This window comes from Undibacterium sp. Ji50W, assembly GCF_049340445.1.
Lineage (GTDB): Bacteria > Pseudomonadota > Gammaproteobacteria > Burkholderiales > Burkholderiaceae_D > Undibacterium.
The window spans coordinates 101,368-121,030 of sequence record NZ_JBMPOX010000010.1; the positions used below are offsets into that span (position 1 = coordinate 101,368).

18 protein-coding genes are annotated in these 19,663 nt (G+C 51.6%); 13 read left to right on the plus strand and 5 right to left on the minus strand.

What is annotated here, in order from left to right; translation table 11 throughout:
- Positions 1-33 precede the first annotated feature (33 nt).
- The 7 genes from dnaJ to ACO0K9_RS15695 all read left to right on the plus strand — a co-directional run bounded on the left by dnaJ (position 34) and on the right by ACO0K9_RS15695 (position 8,364).
- On the plus strand, positions 34-1,152 hold the full coding sequence (gene dnaJ / locus ACO0K9_RS15665) for a molecular chaperone DnaJ (protein ID WP_422986507.1): 1,119 nt from the start codon (positions 34-36) through the stop codon (positions 1,150-1,152).
- A 351-nt stretch (positions 1,153-1,503) separates the two neighbouring features.
- Entirely contained in the window at positions 1,504-4,482 is a 2,979-nt protein-coding gene (locus tag ACO0K9_RS15670) for an EAL domain-containing protein (protein WP_422986509.1), read from the plus strand.
- Positions 4,483-4,555: 73 nt separating this feature from the next.
- Positions 4,556-5,158, plus strand: coding sequence for a chalcone isomerase family protein (locus ACO0K9_RS15675; protein WP_422986511.1), 603 nt, complete (start codon positions 4,556-4,558; stop codon positions 5,156-5,158).
- Positions 5,159-5,366: 208 nt separating this feature from the next.
- A complete protein-coding gene (modA, locus tag ACO0K9_RS15680; RefSeq protein WP_422986513.1) occupies positions 5,367-6,140 on the plus strand; it encodes a molybdate ABC transporter substrate-binding protein in 774 nt (257 codons plus the stop codon).
- 9 nt (positions 6,141-6,149) lie between these two features.
- Positions 6,150-6,830: a molybdate ABC transporter permease subunit gene (gene modB, locus ACO0K9_RS15685; protein ID WP_422986515.1), complete on the plus strand. Its 681-nt coding sequence runs from the start codon at positions 6,150-6,152 to the stop codon at positions 6,828-6,830.
- Between the two features lie 5 nt (positions 6,831-6,835).
- Positions 6,836-7,549, plus strand: a complete 714-nt coding sequence (locus tag ACO0K9_RS15690) for a sulfate/molybdate ABC transporter ATP-binding protein (RefSeq protein WP_422986517.1) — start codon at positions 6,836-6,838, stop codon at positions 7,547-7,549.
- Positions 7,546-8,364 (plus strand): TOBE domain-containing protein, encoded by an 819-nt coding sequence (locus ACO0K9_RS15695; protein WP_422986519.1) that lies wholly within the window; start codon positions 7,546-7,548, stop codon positions 8,362-8,364. Before ACO0K9_RS15690 ends, ACO0K9_RS15695 begins: the two co-directional genes overlap by 4 nt.
- Positions 8,365-8,636: 272 nt before the next feature.
- Here the strand turns inward: ACO0K9_RS15695 and ACO0K9_RS15700 are convergent, their stop codons facing one another.
- A complete protein-coding gene (locus ACO0K9_RS15700; RefSeq protein ID WP_422986521.1) occupies positions 8,637-10,799 on the minus strand; it encodes a DUF7133 domain-containing protein in 2,163 nt (720 codons plus the stop codon).
- A 160-nt stretch (positions 10,800-10,959) separates the two neighbouring features.
- On the opposite strand from ACO0K9_RS15700, the gene ACO0K9_RS15705 reads away from it, so the two are divergent.
- From ACO0K9_RS15705 to ACO0K9_RS15730, 6 genes are all read left to right on the plus strand, one after another.
- Entirely contained in the window at positions 10,960-11,667 is a 708-nt protein-coding gene (locus tag ACO0K9_RS15705; protein WP_422986523.1) for a glutathione S-transferase N-terminal domain-containing protein, read from the plus strand.
- A gap of 40 nt (positions 11,668-11,707) precedes the next feature.
- The gene (locus ACO0K9_RS15710; RefSeq protein WP_422986525.1) at positions 11,708-12,799 is read left to right on the plus strand and encodes a hypothetical protein; all 1,092 of its coding nucleotides are present in this window, start codon (positions 11,708-11,710) and stop codon (positions 12,797-12,799) included.
- Between the two features lie 213 nt (positions 12,800-13,012).
- Positions 13,013-13,690 (plus strand): carbonate dehydratase, encoded by a 678-nt coding sequence (gene can, locus ACO0K9_RS15715; protein ID WP_422986527.1) that lies wholly within the window; start codon positions 13,013-13,015, stop codon positions 13,688-13,690.
- 183 nt (positions 13,691-13,873) lie between these two features.
- Positions 13,874-14,029, plus strand: coding sequence for a DUF2256 domain-containing protein (locus ACO0K9_RS15720; RefSeq protein WP_422986668.1), 156 nt, complete (start codon positions 13,874-13,876; stop codon positions 14,027-14,029).
- Positions 14,030-14,055: 26 nt separating this feature from the next.
- On the plus strand, positions 14,056-15,603 hold the full coding sequence (locus tag ACO0K9_RS15725; protein WP_422986529.1) for a cryptochrome/photolyase family protein: 1,548 nt from the start codon (positions 14,056-14,058) through the stop codon (positions 15,601-15,603).
- A gap of 49 nt (positions 15,604-15,652) precedes the next feature.
- Complete coding sequence (locus tag ACO0K9_RS15730) at positions 15,653-15,892, plus strand: TIGR02450 family Trp-rich protein (RefSeq protein WP_422986531.1); 240 nt, start codon at positions 15,653-15,655, stop codon at positions 15,890-15,892.
- A 74-nt stretch (positions 15,893-15,966) separates the two neighbouring features.
- Here the strand turns inward: ACO0K9_RS15730 and kdpE are convergent, their stop codons facing one another.
- The 4 genes from kdpE to ACO0K9_RS15750 form a co-directional block, all read right to left on the minus strand.
- Positions 15,967-16,659 (minus strand): two-component system response regulator KdpE, encoded by a 693-nt coding sequence (gene kdpE / locus ACO0K9_RS15735; protein WP_422986533.1) that lies wholly within the window; start codon positions 16,657-16,659, stop codon positions 15,967-15,969.
- Between the two features lie 209 nt (positions 16,660-16,868).
- Entirely contained in the window at positions 16,869-17,357 is a 489-nt protein-coding gene (locus ACO0K9_RS15740; protein WP_422986535.1) for a phospholipase D-like domain-containing protein, read from the minus strand.
- Between the two features lie 66 nt (positions 17,358-17,423).
- The gene (locus tag ACO0K9_RS15745; RefSeq protein ID WP_422986537.1) at positions 17,424-18,569 is read right to left on the minus strand and encodes a phospholipase D-like domain-containing protein; all 1,146 of its coding nucleotides are present in this window, start codon (positions 18,567-18,569) and stop codon (positions 17,424-17,426) included.
- Between the two features lie 401 nt (positions 18,570-18,970).
- Entirely contained in the window at positions 18,971-19,585 is a 615-nt protein-coding gene (locus tag ACO0K9_RS15750; RefSeq protein WP_422986539.1) for a TetR/AcrR family transcriptional regulator, read from the minus strand.
- Positions 19,586-19,663 lie beyond the last annotated feature (78 nt).

Here is a 19,663-nt window from a genome sequence, read left to right on the forward strand (position 1 = left end):
TAAGTTCAAGAACAATACTGAGGTTAACAAGAGATGGCGAAGCGTGATTTTTACGAGATTCTTGGGTTAGGCAAAAACGCCACCGAAGACGAAATCAAAAAGGCTTATCGCAAAATGGCGATGAAGTACCATCCGGACCGTAATCCTGATAGCAAGGTCGCGGAAGAAAAATTCAAGGAAGCCAAAGAGGCTTACGAGATGCTTTCCGACAGTCAGAAACGCGATGCCTATGACCGTTATGGTCACGCTGGCGTAGACCCGAATATGGGTGGCGGCGGTGGCGGTGGTGCAGGCGGCTTTGCCGATGCCTTTGGTGATATTTTCGGCGATATTTTTGGTGGTGGCCGCCGCAATGCCGGCCCACAAGTGTATCGTGGTGCCGATTTGCGCTATAACCTGGAAATCTCGCTGGAACAGGCCGCCAACGGTTTCGATACCACTATCCGCGTACCAAGCTGGGATGAATGCGATACCTGTCATGGTTCTGGTGCCAAACCTGGTACCTCACCGGTTACCTGTACCACTTGCGGTGGGCATGGCCAGGTGCGTATGCAACAGGGTTTATTCAGCATCCAGCAGGCTTGCCCGAAATGTCATGGCACCGGCAAGATGATCCCCGAACCATGCACCACCTGTTCTGGTGTGGGCCGTATCAAACGCAACAAGACGCTGGAAGTCAAGATACCAGCGGGTATCGATGACGGCATGCGCATCCGCTCTTCCGGCAACGGCGAGCCTGGCGTCAACGGTGGTCCTCCGGGCGACTTGTATGTGGAAATCCACATCAAGCAACATCCGGTATTCCAGCGCGAAGGTGACGACCTGCATTGTGAAATTCCTATTTCCTTTGTCAAGGCAGCACTGGGTGGTGACATTGAAGTTCCTACCCTGAGTGGCAAGGCATCGTTCACCGTACCCGAAGGTACGCAGTCAGGAAAAACCTTCCGTCTGCGCAGCAAGGGTGTGAAAGGAGTACGTTCCGGCTATGCTGGCGACCTGTTCTGCCACGTGGTGATAGAAACACCAGTCAAATTGACAGAAAAGCAAAAAGAATTGCTGCGTGATTTTGAAAAATTGACGGTGGAAGGTGGTGCCAAACACAATCCGCAAAGCAAGACCTGGATGGACAAAGTGAAGAAATTTTTTGAATAAAATATTTCCTTAACACTTGTTTACGATCTGTAGCGAGCTGGCGTCAGGGCAACATAAAACGCAGCGCAAAAAGCGGAATATACTGTAGTACATGAGCATTTTGAGCAGCACATGAGCCTCGCGTGGACTTCTGTTGCGTACCCGCAGTAAGATCGTAATCAGGTTCTTAGCACCTGAAAGCCTGCCGAAACCAGTTTCGGCAGGCTTTTTTGTTGCTGTCCGCCAGTTACTTTGACACCGCTGTTGCCAAGGCAGGCATTTGTACAAACGTATAAGCTTGCGTTCTGCTACTATGAGATGACGATATGCGCCTACAAACTGACACTTGTTTCCAGGATTTTTACCGCCCCAATGGACACACCTCATTCTGGATTGCCATATAAATATCCGAAGCTCTTTGCCTTGGTGGCGGCACTGATTGTATTTCTCGGTTTGTGGGTGATTGATCATAATGAGCGCGAGCTGGGGATACAAAAGCAAAAAGTCGAAGTCATAGAAAAACTGTCTGTGCTGCGCGCGAAACTGAGTGCCGGCATGACATCCAACATCTCTGCCGCACGGGTACTGGCGATCACCTTTGCCACCAAACCCAGTTTAAGCGAACAGGAATTCAAGGTACTGGCAACCGAGGTCGCCAGTGGCAATTCCAGCATACGCAATTTGGTGCTGGTCAAAGGTACCATCGCCAACTACGTGTACCCCTATCTCGGCAATGAAAAAATGGTGGGCGTGGATTATCGCAATCTGCCCAAGCAATGGCCAGTCTATCAGCGCATGATGGAAGACCGTACCATACAGGTCGCCGGACCACTGAATCTGGTACAGGGCGGTGTCGGGCTGGTGGTACGTATTCCTGTGTACATGCATGAAAACCGCGACGCATTTTTGGGCTCAGTTGCAATGGTTGTCAATTATGAGCCTTTGATGGAACTGGCTGGCCTCAGCAAGGTACAAAAAGAAATCAACCTGGCTATACGCGGGCGCGATGCTCTGGGCAGCAAGGGCGAGGTTTTTTTGGGGGATGGCAGCTTGTTCAGCGGCGATGCCGTGACCCAGACCATCGTCCTGCCAGGTGGTAGCTGGGAACTGGCAGCGGCACCCCATGGCGGCTGGCAAGGTGCCAGCAGGCTGTCAAAATTCTTTGAATTTTTTGGTTTTGTCTTGTGTGCCATGGCCTGGCTCATCAGTTACCAGTCGATTTTGCGACGTCGACAGCGTGATCTCAATGCTCAGGAATTGCGTGAAAGTGAAGCACTGCTGCGCTTGCGCAACGAAGCCTTGAGCGCCACATCGCAAGGGGTCATGATTACCGGCCCGGATGGGCAAGTCAATTACGTCAACCAGGCCGCCTGTCAGTTAAGTGCCTATTGCCAGGAAGCGCTGTATGCAAAAAAACTGGATGAACTCTTCGTCGATGCCAATGGCCCGCTATTTGACCTGGGCCAAGCCACCAGCGCTTCCGTCCTGCGCGAAATTCTTCGCGACAGCGATGCTGGCAAACAGTTTTGGCTGGAATTATTGTTGACCCCGGTACATGACCAGGATGGCAAGATCCAGCAATATGTGGTCTTGCTCAGAGATATCACGGAAAAGAAACTGGCAGAAAATGAGCTGGAAATTGCCGCCATGGCATTTGAAACCGAAGAAGGTATTTTCATCACTGACCCCGCATTGAATATCCTGCGCGTCAATCGTGCCTTCACCCGTATTACCGGCTATCAGGCCAGCGAGGCGGTAGGACAATCCCTGCGCCTCATGCAGTCTGGCCGGCATGACGAATGCTTCTACCAGCAGATGTGGGAAGATATTTTGCACTCGCATCGCTGGCAGGGCGAGATCTGGAGTCGTCGCAAAAATGGTGAAGTTTATTCGGAACGTCTGGTGATTTCTGCGGTACTCGGTCCGGATGGCAAGGTCAGCAATTATGTTGGTTCATTCAGCGATATTACCGAACACAAGGCGTCGGAAGAGAAAATACACCAGTTGGCATTCTTTGATCCGCTGACGGGTTTGCCGAACCGCCGTCTTTTGCTTGACAGGCTGAGTCGTGCCCTGGCGGCGGGCCGCAGGCATAAGCGCTACGGCGCCATCCTGATGATAGATCTCGATAATTTCAAAACCTTGAACGATACCCAGGGCCACAATATGGGCGACATGTTACTGACCCAGATAGGCAAGCGTATCCATGGTTGCGTGCGCGCCGACGATACTGTCTCGCGTACCGGTGGGGATGAATTTGTGGTATTGCTGGAAGGCTTGCATGAAGATCAGCAGCATGCCGCTGGTCTGGCAGAAAACGTCGCTGAAAAAATCCGCCTGGTGCTGAGCCAGACCATCAATCTTGGTCATATCGATTACGACAGTTCTGGCAGTATAGGCATTACCATGTTTGGTGTCGACACCATAGGCATCGACGAATTGTTGCGGCGCGCCGATATGGCCATGTACCAGGCCAAGGCACTGGGTAAAAATAGCCTGCGCTTTTTTGACCCCAGCATGCAGGCAGCGCTGGAGTCGCGTACCGCCATGGAAAACGACCTCAGGTATTCGCTCAGTAATCGGCAATTGCTGCTGCATTATCAATTGCAGGTCAGCGCCCTGGGTGACGCTATCGGTGCCGAGGTATTGTTGCGCTGGCAGCATCCTACCCGCGGCCTGGTGTCACCGCTGGAATTTATTCCCCTGGCAGAAGAGTCTGGCCTGATCTTGCCCATAGGTTTGTGGGTATTGGAAACAGCATGCCTGCAAATCGCCAAATGGGCAGGCGACAGCAACACCTGTGCCTTGCAATTGGCGGTGAACGTCAGTGCCAGGCAGTTCCGCCATCATGGTTTTGTGGATGATGTGAAGCGCGTACTGCAGGAAAGCGGTATCAATCCCGTGCTGTTGAAGCTGGAACTGACCGAGAGCGTGGTGCTGGAAGATGTGTCTATCGTGATTGAAAAAATGCATGCAATCAAGGCGCTGGGTGTAGGCTTTTCCATGGATGATTTTGGAACCGGCTATTCGTCCCTTTCTTACCTGCAACGCCTGCCTTTGACGCAACTTAAAATTGACCGCACCTTCATCCACAATTTACCGGATGATGTCAACAATGCGAATATCGTACGCACCATCATCAGCCTGGGTGCCAGCCTTGATCTGAACGTCATTGCAGAAGGTGTGGAAACCGAACAGCAGCGTGAATTCTTATTGCAATCAGGTTGCCAGGCCTATCAGGGCTACCTGTTTTGCAAACCAGTCCCCATAGAGCAGTTTGAGCTATTACTTGCCGCCAGGATACAGCTACAAAAAGCCGACAGCCCGAATTTCAAATCTCATGTAAGCTAGACGGAAGGCGAACGCAACCCACAGCACGCCAAATAGCTAAAAGTGATTTGAATACATAAAAAAGGGGAGATAAATGAAGTTGAATACCTACGCAAAAAAACTGGCAGGACTGCTATTGATGGCTGGTCTGGTCGCACCGGTCTGGGCCATGGATGTGGCTGGCGTCAAGCTGGAAGATACCATGCAGGTGGGCGGCACTGAATTGAAGCTGAATGGTGCAGGCATACGCTACAAGGCAATTTTCAAGGTGTATGTTGCTGCCTTGTATCTGAAAGAAAAAAAGACCACGGTGCCAGATGTACTGGCGGCACAGGGGCCACGTCGCGTGACCCTGGTCATGATGCGTGACCTGACCAATGAAGAATTTGGTCGTAGTTTTATGGCCGGCATACATCAGAATAACGACAAGGCAGAAAAATCCAAAATGACTTCGCAGTTCATCCGTTTTGGTGAGTTGTTTGCTTCCGTGCCGGAATTGAAAAAAGGCGATGTCATGGCCATTGAATGGGTGCCTAGTGTAGGCACGGTGGTATTGCTTAATGGTAAGAAGATGGGTGAACCCTATCCTGACCTGGCTTTCTATAACGCCTTGCTGAGAATCTGGCTGGGTGAATATCCGGTAGACAAGAGCCTTAAGAGAGCATTGCTGGCTGAAGAAGATACACGCGGACGTTGATAGCGCATCTGATAACACAGGTCAGTCAGCGGCATAATTAACGCAAGGGAAAACGCAAGGGAAAACGCAAGGGAAAACGCAAGGGCTTGAACCCCTTGCGTTTTTTTTCGCCTCTCGCAGGTACATATTTGTTGTATGGCAATCTTCCCTGGAAAAGCGCTGTATATAAGTGTATATTACGCTTCTTTCTATAATTTTTAGCCTCACTATGCCAGCGTTGAATAAATCCACCAGAATTTGCCGCCAGATAGGTCTGGCCATCGCCATAAGTACACTTGCTGTGGCTGCCCATGCAGGCGAAGTGACCGTGTCTGCCGCTGCCAGCCTGACCAATGCCTTCAAGGAAATCGCCCAGAATTATCAGACGCAGTATCCCGAGGCCAAGGTCGCGCTGAATTTTGGTGCTTCCGGCGCGCTGTTGCAGCAGATTGCCAAGGGCGCACCGGTGGATGTGTTTGCCTCAGCCGACCAGGAAACCATGGATGCAGCAGAAAAACAGGGTCTGGTGGCGAATGCAGACAGGCGTGATTTTGTCAAAAATGCGCTGGTGCTGATCGTACCTGTCGACAGTACTTTGAATATCAAACGCCTGGATGACCTGAATCAGCCTGCTGTCAAACGCATTGCCATCGGCAACCCAGCCAGTGTGCCGGTGGGCCGTTATACCCAGCATGCGCTGGAAGCTGCCAAACTCTGGCCTGCGCTGGAAAGCAAAACCATCCATACCCAGAACGTGCGCCAGTCGCTCGACTATGTCGCCCGTGGTGAAGTCGATAGCGGCTTTGTGTATGCGACTGATGCAGCCATCATGAAAGACAAGGTCAAGGTCGCAATGGAAGTGCCGCTGACCATGCAGATCAGTTACCCCATCGCCAAACTCAAGGCCAGTACCAATGCCGACGAAGCCAGGCGTTTCATTGCCTATGTATTTTTGCCTCAAAGCCAGGCCATATTGAATAAATACGGTTTTCAGAAGCCATAAGGCCATTTGATGAATCCAGCATGGATCGCATTACTGTTGTCGCTGAAAGTAGCTGGCTGGGCCACGTTGCTGAACCTGATCGGCGGCATCGCAGTCGGCTATTTGCTGGCGCGCAAGCGTTTTCCTGGCCGTGACTTGCTGGATACCTTGCTGACCCTGCCCATGGTCATGCCACCCACCGTGCTGGGTTATTACCTGCTGGTGCTAATGGGGCGACGTAGCTGGCTTGGCGCATGGCTGCAAGACAATTTTGGCTTCAGCCTGATCTTCACCTGGCAAGGGGCAGTGATTGCCGCAGCCATTGTCGCTTTCCCACTGGTGTTCAAGCCGGCACGGGCCGCGTTTGAAGCGGTGGATGGGCAACTGGAACAGGCGGCCCGGGTGTTGGGTATCTCTGAAATGGCGATTTTTTTCCGGGTCACCTTGCCGTTGGCATGGCGTGGCATTCTGGCCGGTGTCTTGCTGGCCTTTGCCCGCGCCCTGGGTGAATTTGGTGCTACCCTGATGGTGGCCGGCAGCATACCCGGCAAGACCCAGACCCTGTCGATTGCGGTGTATGAAGCGGTGCAGGCTGGGCAGGATGATGTCGCCAATACCCTGGTCTTACTGACCTCGGCAGTGTGTATTGCGGTCTTGCTGCTGGCAGGCCGCCTGGCACCTGGCCGCATTCGCCATCAGATGCAGGGGTAGGCCAGATGCAAGTTGACCTGCATATCCAAAAAATACTGGAATCCGGCAAGCGCCGTTTTGAACTCGATATTGCCTTCCGTTCAGACAGTCAGCGACTGGTCATCCTGGGGGCGTCTGGTGCGGGTAAAAGCCTGCTGCTGAAAGCCATTGCCGGTTTGATGACGCCAGACAGTGGCCATATACGCATGGGTGGCACGACCTTGTTTGAATCTGCGATGCACATCAATTTGGCACCACAATTGCGCCAGCTTGCTTACCTGTTCCAGGACTATGCCTTGTTCCCACATTTGAATGTGGCGCAGAATATTGCGTTTGGACTGAACAAGGGCTGGCGTAATACGCCCGTGGCCATCCAGAACGAAAAAATTGATTACTGGCTGCAAGCCTTTCAATTGCAGTCGCTGGCCCGTCAGTTGCCACATGAATTGTCAGGTGGACAAAAGCAAAGGACCGCCCTGGCGCGGGCCCTGATTTCCGAACCACGAGCCCTGTTACTGGACGAACCCTTTGCCGCTCTGGACCAGTCACTGCGCGTCAGTATGCGCCAGGAACTTGACAGCCTGCAGCGGCAACTGCAAGTGCCCATGATACTGATTACCCATGATGCCGAAGATGCCAAAGTCCTGGGTGAAGAAATAATTCACTTGCAGGACGGATGCATTATTCCCGGCGAGATGGCGGCAGTTCCAGTCCAAACTGAAATCCGGAATAGGTCATGACGAATAAAAACAAAGCAATCAGTCTGCAAGGTTCAGTATGGATGACGGTGGATGGTGAAAACTTGGGTGGTCAGAGCCGCATTGCCCTGCTGGCGCAACTTGCCGAAAGCGGTTCCATCACCCAGGCTGCCAAGGCAGTGAAAATGAGTTATAAAGCCGCCTGGGATGCCATCGACACCATGAATAACCTGGCAGGTGAACCTCTGGTGGAACGCCTGACCGGTGGCAAGGGCGGTGGCGGTACACGGCTGACAGCACGGGGTGAACAACTGGTGAACAATTTCAAGATCATAGAAAAAGAACACCGTGATTTCATCGCACAATTAGACCGGCAGGCCGAAGGGATTGCCGATGATTTTTTACTGATCAGAAAAATGAATATGAAAACCAGTGCACGCAATCAATTTCTTGGCAAGGTCAAGTACATCAAATTGGGTGCCATCAATGACGAGATAGAGCTGGAAATCACCGGTGGACAAAAGATAGTCGCCATCATCACGCATGAGAGTACGCAGGAACTGGGCTTGCAGCCAGGCGTTGAGGCTTTTGCTTTGATCAAGTCCTCATCCGTTATCCTGATGACGGATGACAGCGGTGCCAAGTTTTCTGCGCGCAATCGTCTGACCGGCACCATCTCGCGCATACAACCAGGCGCAGTGAATACCGAAGTCGTATTGGAAATGCCGGGTGGTGCAACCCTGGCAGCCATCATCACCAATGACAGCAGTAATCACCTGGAATTGTCTGCGGGTGGCATTGCAACTGGCATGTTCAAGGCGTCGAGCGTGATACTTGGTGTGGCCGGGGCGTGTTGACCTATCTTTTAGGCAAAGCATTCCCCCCATAGCGCGGGCTGGCAAGGCGCGCGGCGCAGTCAGGGCTGGTGCCCCTGACAAGACGTGCAACACAGTCCAGCGCGCGCTATGGGGGGAACCCGGAGGGAATGGGTCCGAAACCTCGCCTGGCGTTGTTGTGCGTCGCTCACTTGGATCACCAAGCAGCGCTCCGCACGCCTAGCCAGACAAGGTTTCAAACCCATTTGCTTGCCTAAAAGATAGGTCAACACGCCCTAGTTAGAAACCCGCATTTACTCCAGCCTGAAAGCCAGGTCGCGATCTTGCGTGGCAACATTCCCGGCGAAATCGCTGGCATGGATGCGCAAGATATAGTCACCAGGCGCGAGCTTGCTGACATCCCAGTTGCCTTTTCTGGCAACGCCATCTTTCACTGTGTTGCTGGCCATGTACAGGAAGCGGGTTTTCTTGGCGCCATGCACGGTGATGCCACTCTCTGCTGCATACAATAGTTTGACCATTTCACGGTCAGGTGGCAAGGCATTGAATTCCATGGTGATGCGCGGGCTTTCATAACCGGGTACGGGGCTGCCATTGGTGTACAGGACTTGATAACCCAATTGATACAGACCCAGGCGACGACGTCTGGCGTTGCCATCGACCTGATCATAGGCATCGACGACGATGCCGTACTCTTTTACCTGGCTCGATAGCAGCAGGGGGCCTTTTTTCTTTCCTTTGACTTCATTACCATTGCCATCGACGATAGTGATTTCTTCTATCTGCGGGGCGACAGTATCAAGCAGGCCCGGCAAATTCAATTTCAGTGGATTGATTTTCAAGCCTGCATGATTGTGTTCCAGATGGACATGGAACATGCGGTTGATACTACCCAGTGCTTCCCCCGTCTTGAAGCGAGTACCGCGCCTGACTCGTACGGCATAGGGCTTGCCATCTGCCAGCGTCTGTAGCTGGAATTTTTCTTCATCCAGCAATGCATTTTTTGCCGTGCGCCCCACCTTCATATGGATGTAAGCCATGCTGTCTATCTTGAACCCTTCGCTAAGCCCATTGAAGCCCCAACTGCTGCTGGTGCCACGCACTTTTTCGTTGGCGATGGCATACACGGTCGTCCCCATGTTGGCCTGTACATCCAGGCCGCCATGGAAGTGGTCGCGGCTTTCACCCTCATAATTGCCACGTACTTCGCCCATGGTGCCTACCACTTCATGCGGCGATTTCTGTGGTTTGATGGGCCATGGGTAAGATTTGATGTCATCGTCGAGACGGGTATTCCTGATCGTCGGCAAAGCCGCCAGTGCCGCTGGTTTTCTGGTTGTCGCGGCATCGACTGCGCCGTGGGGGCGTATCCTCAGCACCTGCAAGCGCGCTGAATCGCTGACAAACAAAGCACCTTTGTCATTCAAGCCTATGCCCGTGGGCTGGAGCAGGCGTGGCGTGGTGTCGTCACCGGGTTCAAAATTGATACCTACACCTGTTACCCCGCGCATTTCTCCTGTGGGGGAAATCTGTATGATGCGACCCTTGCCACCTTCGCCAATGTACAGATGGTCATCATAAGTGGCAACAATGCTCAGGGGGCGGCGCATCAGGGGGTGGTCTTCGTCATCAAGGGCGCGGGTAATGGTGCTGACCTGGCCATCTTTGCTCAGCCTGCGTATGGCGTCATTCTTGCTGTCTGCGATGAGTATCTCCCCCTTGCTATTCAGGGCCAGCCCGGTGGGTGTATCAAACAGCGCAGTTGCTGCCGGTCCATCCAGATAGCCAGAGCCATCGCCACCGGCAAGCGTGCTGACCTGGCCATCCGGGCTGATTTTGCGCAGGCGGTCATTGTAAGTGTCGGCTACATACACATTGCCGGCTGCATCAACAGCTATGCCCACCGGGCCATTGAATTGTGCTTCGGCACCAGCGCCATCGCGATAACCGGGTTTGCCATTGCCTGCCACCGTCGTCACGACACCTTCCGGGCTGATACTGCGTATGGCATGATTGCCGGTATCGGCTACCAGCAGATTACCCTTGCCGTCCAGTGCAATGCCAGACGGCGTATTGAAAGCTGCCTGCTCTGCCTTGCCGTCAGCAAAACCCTCGACGGAACCTGCATAGGGGGTGATTGTGCCATCCACGCTGATTTTCATGATTTGATTGTGCTCACCTGCATCGCTGACAAAGATATTGCCCTGCTTGTCCAATGCGACTGCATAGGGATCAGAGAAATAACTGGCATCGACATCTGGTACGCCTGCATACACATCCAGCTCTGCTTGCCAGTCAAATGAAGTGGCAGCAGGCTTTTTAATCATGCCAACTTTAGCCAGCAAATTTTCAGGTGCAATGCTGGCTGTGTCCCTGCCCAGGTAGCGTACCAGCCCCAGTATGATGGCGAGCACAGCAGTAACAAACAGCAGGCGTATGACAATGGTTCTGAACATGGGGCAGGTAAATTGATGGTCGGCACAAGTCGTGCAGCTTAGCCCAAATACCCAGGACTTGCCATCACCTGTATTGGCATCCTGCGCAGAAAAACCTTAAATGCATTAGCATCTCTACTTTATGCCTACGGGCCAGATCACACGTCAGGAAGGAAACACCATGTCCAACGCTGCAATCAGCAATTATCCCATCAATAAAAAATGGCCTGCACAACATCCTGAACGCTTGCAGTTGTATTCACTGCCCACGCCAAACGGCGTCAAGGTATCCATCATGCTGGAAGAAACGGGTTTGCCGTATGAACCCCATCTGGTCAGTTTTGAAACCAATGACCAGATGTCTGCAGAATTTCTGTCATTGAACCCCAACAATAAAATTCCCGCCATCATTGATCCACAGGGCCCCGGTGGCAAACCGCTGGCCTTGTTTGAATCCGGTGCCATCCTGCTATACCTGGCTGATAAAACCGGCTCGTGCATTCCCACTGATGCGGCAGAGCGTTATGAATGCATACAATGGCTGATGTTCCAGATGGGCGGCATAGGCCCCATGTTTGGACAACTTGGCTTCTTTCATAGATTTGCCGGCAAGGCCTACGAAGACAAGCGCCCGCGTGACCGCTACGTGGCAGAATCCAAACGCCTGCTGGGTGTGCTGAATCAACGTCTGGCGGATCGCCAATGGATCATGGGTGACAGCTATACCATCGCCGATATTGCGACTTTTCCGTGGATACGCAATCTGATTGGTTTCTATGAAGCGGCTGATCTGGTGGGTATCAATGATTATCCACATGTACAACGCGCCCTGGCTGAATTTGTCGGGCGTCCGGCGGTGCAGAGGGGTTTGTTGATACCTGGGCGTTGATACTATGTCGTGTGAAAAAATTGGTTTACTGAGTACTCTTTTGTTACTCACTGCCACCTGTTTGGGTGCAACATTTAGCGATAAGCCCCTGATGTATGCCAGCAAGAACTCATCAGGGGAAAAAATTGAGATTGTCGTCCCTTTCATCTCAACTGAAGACCAGCGTGTGGCAGATCGTATCAATACCTTTTTGCATATTCAGCTGCTCAATACTTTACCGCCGGACAAAGAGGACGCTGCCAAAAAGCCAGCCCTCATAGAGTTGGAATTTCCACTCGAATCCATGGAACCAGCGTCTTCCGGCCTGATGAATGGCAATCGTCACTATGCCATCTCTGTAAGCACAGAGGGTTGTGGTGCATATTGCAGCGTAGGTGAGATTCGGTTTGACTTTGATGCGAGGACAGGACGTGTCATTACGCCTGTGGAGTTATTAAGTGAATCAGGCAAAAAAAGCCTGGCTGCACTGGCGCAAAAAAACAATACCAGACGCCTGCGTACCGAAATAGCACGTCTTGAGAAATTGCAGGGCAAGGGCACAAAAGAGCGTAACAAAGAACAGATAGCTGAACAGATAGAATTATATGAGCGCTGTCTTGAAGAGCGTTATACCAAGGGTGGCGGTCGCTATGATTTGTATTTGAAGGATCTGGGTTATATACGCTTACTCGATGGTGCATTCAGTTTTGATAGTGGAACATGTTCCGTGCACGCAAACCGTGCCGTGGACGATTTAGGTAACCTGGTATTTACACTCAAAGCGCGGCAATTAAATGCGTATCTCAGCAACTATGGAAAATATATTTTGCTGGGCGAAGGGCAGGGTGAAATAGCAGAAATCAATCCCTATGCACAAGTTTTTCGTGGCAAGATCAATGGCAATACAGCTATCACGCTGATGCTGACAAACAATGTTGAAGGCATACACTACGAAAGCTCGCGTTACTTTTATGATAAACATCGCAAGGCCATAGAACTCAAGGTAGAACGCAAGAACGATGTGACTGAACTGACTGAGTTTGACAGTAAGGGAAAGCCAGTTGCAACAATAAGCTACCGCAGGGACGGTAATAAGTTGCTGGGGCAGTGGCGTGGGGCGGCTAAAACATTGACATTCGAAGCAGCGCCTTAAGTTTGATGTTCGCTTAAGATGAACTGTAACCGGATGTGCTTGTATAGTGACTCTCGCAAAAAGCGCAACTTCGATATTAATTTTGCTTATTGCGTGCTTATTAGTAATTGCTGATGTCAGATAATTCATATTCCGGGATATATCAGCCTCAGACCATCCACTCACCCGCCAATAAGGTAGAATCTCGCCTGTCTAAAATAAATGGGCGAGAGTATGAGCACAACAAGCAACACTGGATTGACTCCACAGCAATTATTTGAAAACAACCGCAATTGGGCTGCTGCCATCACGTCAAAAGATGCTGACTTTTTCAAGAAGCTGGCAGCACAGCAAAGCCCTGAATACTTATGGATAGGCTGTTCTGATAGCCGCGTTCCAGCGAATGAGTTACTGGGGCTTTTGCCTGGTGAATTATTCGTCCATCGTAATATCGCCAACGTTGTCGTCCATTCTGATCTGAATTGCTTGTCGGTACTGCAATTTGCGATAGACGTGCTGGGTGTCAAACACGTCATTATTTGCGGCCACTATGGCTGCTCAGGGGTACATGCCGCCATGACCAGGCGCCGCGTCGGCCTGGCCGACAACTGGTTGCGTCATGTGCAGGATGTGCATCAAAAGCATGAAAAATACCTGGGTGAAACACTGTCTGTACAGCAAAGAAGCGAACGCCTGTGCGAATTGAATGTCATCGAACAAGTGGTGAATCTGTGCCAGACCACCATTGTGCAAGACGCCTGGGACCGTGGCCAGTCAGTCACCGTACATGGCTGGGTATATGGCTTGCGTGACGGTTTGCTCAGTGAGCTGGGTATGACTATCAGTTCAGCCGATGAACTTGCGCCGCATCTGGAATCCAGCCTGGCACGTTATGACGAAGTGGGCAAATAAGTGAGAAAGTAAGTGAGCAAATAAGTGAATTTCAAATTCATGTCACAATAAATTATCGCTAAAACAGAGGGCTGCATTGCAGCAGCCATCTGTTTTTTTATACCCTGCTTACGTCATGTTTCAAACGAGATTTTCTGGTTCGGGTAATCTATGCGGGGATTTGCTGGAGCTATTCAAATGAAAATGCGAAAGAAAGCGGATTTACCCAGCAAACTTTGCCAGACTTGCGGTCTGCCTTTTAACTGGCGCAAGAAGTGGGAAAAAGTTTGGGACGATGTGAAATATTGCTCCCAGCGCTGCCGCGGTCGTAGTCAAAGCAATAGCAAGCCACAGGGATAACGGCCACTACCAAATTGGAATACGCCATGCAATCTTCTGCACCCGCGACGACTTTGCGCCTGATCCTGGGTGATCAGCTCAATCCCGGGCATAGCTGGTTCAGCCAGGTCTCCGACGATGTGGTGTATGCCATCATGGAAATCCGTCAGGAGACAGACTACGTCCTCCATCACGCTCAAAAAATTATCGCCATCTTTGCCGCTATGCGCGACCTGGCTGCGCAGTTGCAAGCAGTGGGCCACCGCCTGCATTATCTGGCGATAGACGATGCAGACAATACGCAATCGCTGACAGCCAATCTGGATTGGCTGCTGGCACACTATCAGTCCAGCCAGTTTGAATACCAGGAACCTGACGAATTCAGGCTCGATGCGCAACTCGCCGCCTATTGCGATGCCAGCAATAGCAATTGCCGCATGGTTGGCAGCGAACATTTTTTTACTCGCCGTGATGAAGCTGCCATCCTGTTTGATGGCCGCAAGAAATGGTTGATGGAGCATTTCTATCGACACATGCGCGTCAAGCACCAGGTCTTGCTGGAAGAAGCCAACAAGCCTGTCGGTGGTCAATGGAATTATGATCACGACAACCGCAAAGCCTGGCCAGGCATACCCTGGGAACCTGCAGATTTTCGGCCACGGCATGATCATTCAGTCTTGTGGGAAACCATACAGCATGCAGGCATCAACAGTTTTGGTGTAGCGAATGCAAGTAACTTTGCCTGGCCACTGAACCGCGCTGAAGCGCTGGCGCAACTCGACGCCTTTATCCAGCACGCTTTACCGCATTTTGGTGAATTCCAGGATGCCATGAGCAGCAAGTCATGGCGTTTGTTCCATTCGCTGATTTCCTTTGCCCTGAATGTGAAAATGCTGCATCCACAAGACGTGGTCAGCAAGGTTGAAGCTGCGCTGTGGGCGGGCCATGCCGCATTGCCTGCGGTGGAAGGCTATATACGCCAGATATTGGGCTGGCGCGAATATGTGCGCGGCATCTACTGGGCACAAATGCCCGGTTATGAAACGCATAATTTCTTTGCGCATGAGGCGGAATTGCCGACCTGGTTCTGGACTGGGAAAACAAAAATGCGTTGCCTGTCCAGCACCATCAGCCAGTCGCTCGAACATGCCCATTCCCACCACATACAACGCCTGATGGTCATCGGCAATTTTGCCTTGCTGGCTGGCTTACAGCCGCAGCAAGTCCATCGCTGGTACCTGGGTATTTATATTGATGCGTTTGAATGGGTAGAATTACCCAATACCCTGGGCATGAGCCAGTTTGCCGATGGTGGTATGCTGGCGACCAAGCCCTATGTATCAGCAGCAGCCTATATCGACAAGATGAGTGATTATTGCAAGGGTTGCCACTACGATAAAAAGCAACGCACTGGTGAGCATGCTTGTCCCTACAATGCACTGTACTGGGATTTTTTTGCACGCAACGAAAACAAGTTATCCAGTAACCCACGCATAGGCATGGTGTATCCGCAACTCAGAAAAATGGATAAAGCTGCCTTGCAGGCTCTGCGTGACAGGGCAATACAGATACGCGCTATGCTTGATGAACTATAAACACACACCACAGCAGAGAACATCGTAGATCCATTTGAAAGCGCTGAAGATGAATCCCATACAAGCAAACAAACTTTTGCTGTCCAAATGGACAGCGGTGCAGGTTGTTGCCAAACAAAAGCATTTTCTGGTCAGCAAAGTGTATTTACCTGTGCCGCAAGAAGGGCAGGTCGCACGTCATACGGTGATAGAGTTTGTCGAACTCGAAGCGGTCTATACCAAGACCAAACGCAAGATCGCCTGGAAGGAACTGGCCGACACTACACAATGGAAGCAAGGTTGGTTGTGAGACGGCGGCGGTATTGCTATGAGATTGCGGTGGGATTGCGGTGGGATTGTTATAAAGCGCGGCAGCAGCAGGCACTAAGCCAGCAGGCGATAACCGACACCGGTCTCGGTTAAAAAATGACGCGGCTGGGCTGGCTCCTGTTCCAGTTTCTGCCGCAGGTTGGCCATATAGATTCTCAGGTAATGACTGTTCTCTGATTGGTTCGGGCCCCATACTTCTTTCAGCAATTGCTGATGAGTCAAGACCTTGCCGGCATTGCGTGCCAGCACCGACAGCAAGCGGTATTCGATCGGGCTCAGATGCACCGATTGCCCGGCACGGTTGACCGTACGCAGGGCTAAATTCAGGCTGACATCACCAAAATTGAATACCGCGTCGGCCTGGGTTGACTGTGGCTGGCGACGGCGCAAATGGGCATGGATGCGGGCGATCAGTTCAGCGGCCCCAAAGGGTTTGCTCAGATAATCATCGGCACCGGCATTCAGGGCGTCGACTTTTTCCTGTTCCTGGGTACGTGCTGACAATACGATGATGGGGACTTCGGTCCAGCTCCGCACATCGCGGATGACATCCAGCCCGCTCATGTCCGGTAAACCCAGATCAACGATGAGCAAATCCGGCTTGCGGGTGGCGGACGCAATCAGGCCCTGTTTGCCATTTTCTGCTTCAAAGACGCTCATGTCTTCGGCTTCCAGCACGGTGTTCAGGAAGCGCCGGATCTGCTTGTCATCTTCGATCAGCACGATATGGATTTTGGTGTCACTCATGGTGATTCAATGTTTTATTTGGTCGGGCGTGTACAGGAAAAATCAGCAGGCGCTGTAAATATAACATTGCTGCATTCTATGCGAGTGGTTTTATGGGAAGGGGGTATTAAAGATCGCCGATTTGAAGTTGTATGCGCTTTGCTAGCAATTGCTGCGCAGCCAGGTGGCTTATGACGTAGCGTAGAGCTATGCCACGCCACATGCTGAGGTCAGGAAAACAGCACGCGGTCACGTATCTTGAGTTGATCGCTATAACTGCTTTCCCATGCGTGTTCCCCCGCATTTTGCGGTGGTTTGGTCAGTACCAGCGGACTATTGGCATCTTTGGAATTCTGTTCCTTGATCCTGAACTGGTAGTGGTCAAACATGCGCAAGGCTTCGACGGTATACGACACGGCAACGCGCCGGTCGCGGATCAGCAGCAGGTTTTCACCATTGTTATGGTCGGCGGACTGCGAGAAATTATAGGAACCCATATATACGCGTGCGGTGGGTCTGTCGAAGTCGATCACCACAAATTTATGGTGCATGCGAGTACCACCGCCACCGGTCGGTTCTTCATGGAAGGGTGGTGGCGCGGTCTTGCCCAGTGCCGATGGATAGACTTCGGTGGACTTGCCATTCGGTGTGGTCAGCGACAGACCTGTCACTTCCTTGTCCGAGATACCGTAGACAAACTTGGCCGGGTCGGTGGCCACTGTTTTGATCGTATCCTGTATCGATCCTGGGGTCTGGTACAGGAAAGCCAGCGAAAATAGTAGCGACTATTCGGTCAGGGCGATGTCTTTGGTAATGTCGTCCAGTGCCGCATTCGTGCTGCCGTGCGGAGAAAATGACACCTGAGCATCGATCTTGTCCAGCCCCAGGCTTTGCCAGCCTGCCGATGCGCCGCTGGAAAAGCTGGCAGGTTTATTTTCCCAATAATTCTCAAAGGCTGCCTGGAATAATTTAACAGGGCCATCGCCATGCAGGATGATGGCATTATTGGCCTGGACAAAAAAACCACGCCAACTGAAATTGGTTGAGCCACAGACCACGCTATTGATTTGCTGGCCCTTGGCGACGATGGTTTTATTGTGTTGCAGTCCGCGCATGTGCTGGCGCAATACATTGCCGGCACCTGCGCTTGCGATCAGTCGCGTGGTGGCTTGCGATTCTGCCGACCCATCTGCTGCATGGCTACCGCTGTCATCAATGATGACGCGCAGTCGGGTCCCCAGTTTTTCCAGTCTTTCAAGTACGCCGGGTTCATTCAGATCATACGCCGCTACACTGACCTGTGCAGTGGGGTCAGCAATCGCATTGTCCAGCACTTCCAGTATGGCGCTGCGGGCTTCAAACCCCATCCAGGCCAGTGCTTCTTCTGCCTTGGGGTTGGTGGGTTTGAATGTCAGCCCGTCATCTGCCTGGGCAGGCAGCAGGGTCGGTATTGCGGCGGCGGTGTAACGGTCAACAAACGCCTGGGAAGACACAAAGCCACGTGTATAGGCCACATTCAACTGCCCCTCGTAAGTTTCTCGCTGCAACACGATGTCGGCTTCTTGCGCTTCGCCATAGCTTAATTCACCAGTCTGGTTCATGAACACGGGGGTGACGCGATAGGTGAAACTACCCTTCATGTCGGCATTGCGCGGGAAGTGGATCCAGCGGAATTTCTGTATCGGCGACAGACGGGTGGACAGGCTTTCCGGATTGAAGTTACCGTCCTTTTCAGTAAACGACAGGCGATTCTTGATGGCAAAATATTGCTGGCCACCCGGTTCTTTGTATTCAATCGCAAAGCCGAAAAAATCGGCACTGGGCTTGCCTGTTTTCCAGCTCATGCCCAGTAACAGCATGCCGTCGCCACGATGCAGTTTCAGGCTGAAGAGTGCTTTGTCATTGCTCGCAATGACTTCATACTGGTCCATGTTCATCCTCTCAAGTGGTGAATTTTGTCGCCTGGCTTGTGTCGTTGAATGGCGGTATTCATATCAATAAAATAATTTTTACCATCCTAGCGCAGATGGGTCTTATTGCAAGCTAATTATTTTAATTGCATGTTAATTTAACTATCATGCAAGGTACTGATGACGGAGATGTGACATGAGAGGTGAGGTGCGTCACTGATCAGTGACGCTTGGGCAAATCTTCTTGTAAGGACGTTGTTATCGTCGTGTCGGAATGTTGTTTCTTGATGCGTGACATCAAGAGCACTGTGATTTGCCCATGGCGAATGTTGGGTCTATGGTCGGCTTATAACCTGTTCAATCTTTTCAGGTTGTTGCGTAACGTAATTTTTTGCCGGGACTTTGGCCTGCACTGCTCAGGCTTATCCCTTGTTTTCGTAGTAGCTCAAAAACAACCCTGCTGTCAGCTCAATCATCTGTTTCTGCTGTCTGGCGTCCAATATGGGTTGGCTGATGGCTACCTGTGGCCAGAAGGCCATAGACTTGAGCTGGCCTTGCAGCATGTCACCCATGAGGATGGCATCGCCAGCCTTCAGTTTGCCATCTGCTTGCGCGGCCCTGATCCAGGCAACGATGCCTTCTTCGCGATTATTCATGCGTTCCACCATATCCCTGGCGCGGTCCGGAGTGTGGATGGTGGCGGCGATGGCGACGCGGGCGAGGTCAATGAAATTGGTGTCACACATCAGGAGCATCTTGTTACCAAGGAAAGTTTCGAGCTGTTCACGCAGGCTTTTGTCGCCCTGATATTGAAAATCATCCTGAGAAACTGCACTTTTCCACAATTTCAACAATATTGCGGCGAATAAATCGTCTTTACTGGGGAAGTGGTTGTACACAGTCCTTTTGGAGACGATAGCCGTGGCGGCGATCTTGTCCATGCTGGTTGATTCAAAGCCATTCAGGCGAAATTCATGAATCGCGGCTTGTAATATGGCTTCGCGCTTGCGGTCAGTCTGGCGGACGGGATTGGACATGTTGTAATTGTATTCATCTTGGCGAATCATAGTCATGAAAGAATTTTACACTAAGTAGTATACTTTTTTAAATTATGA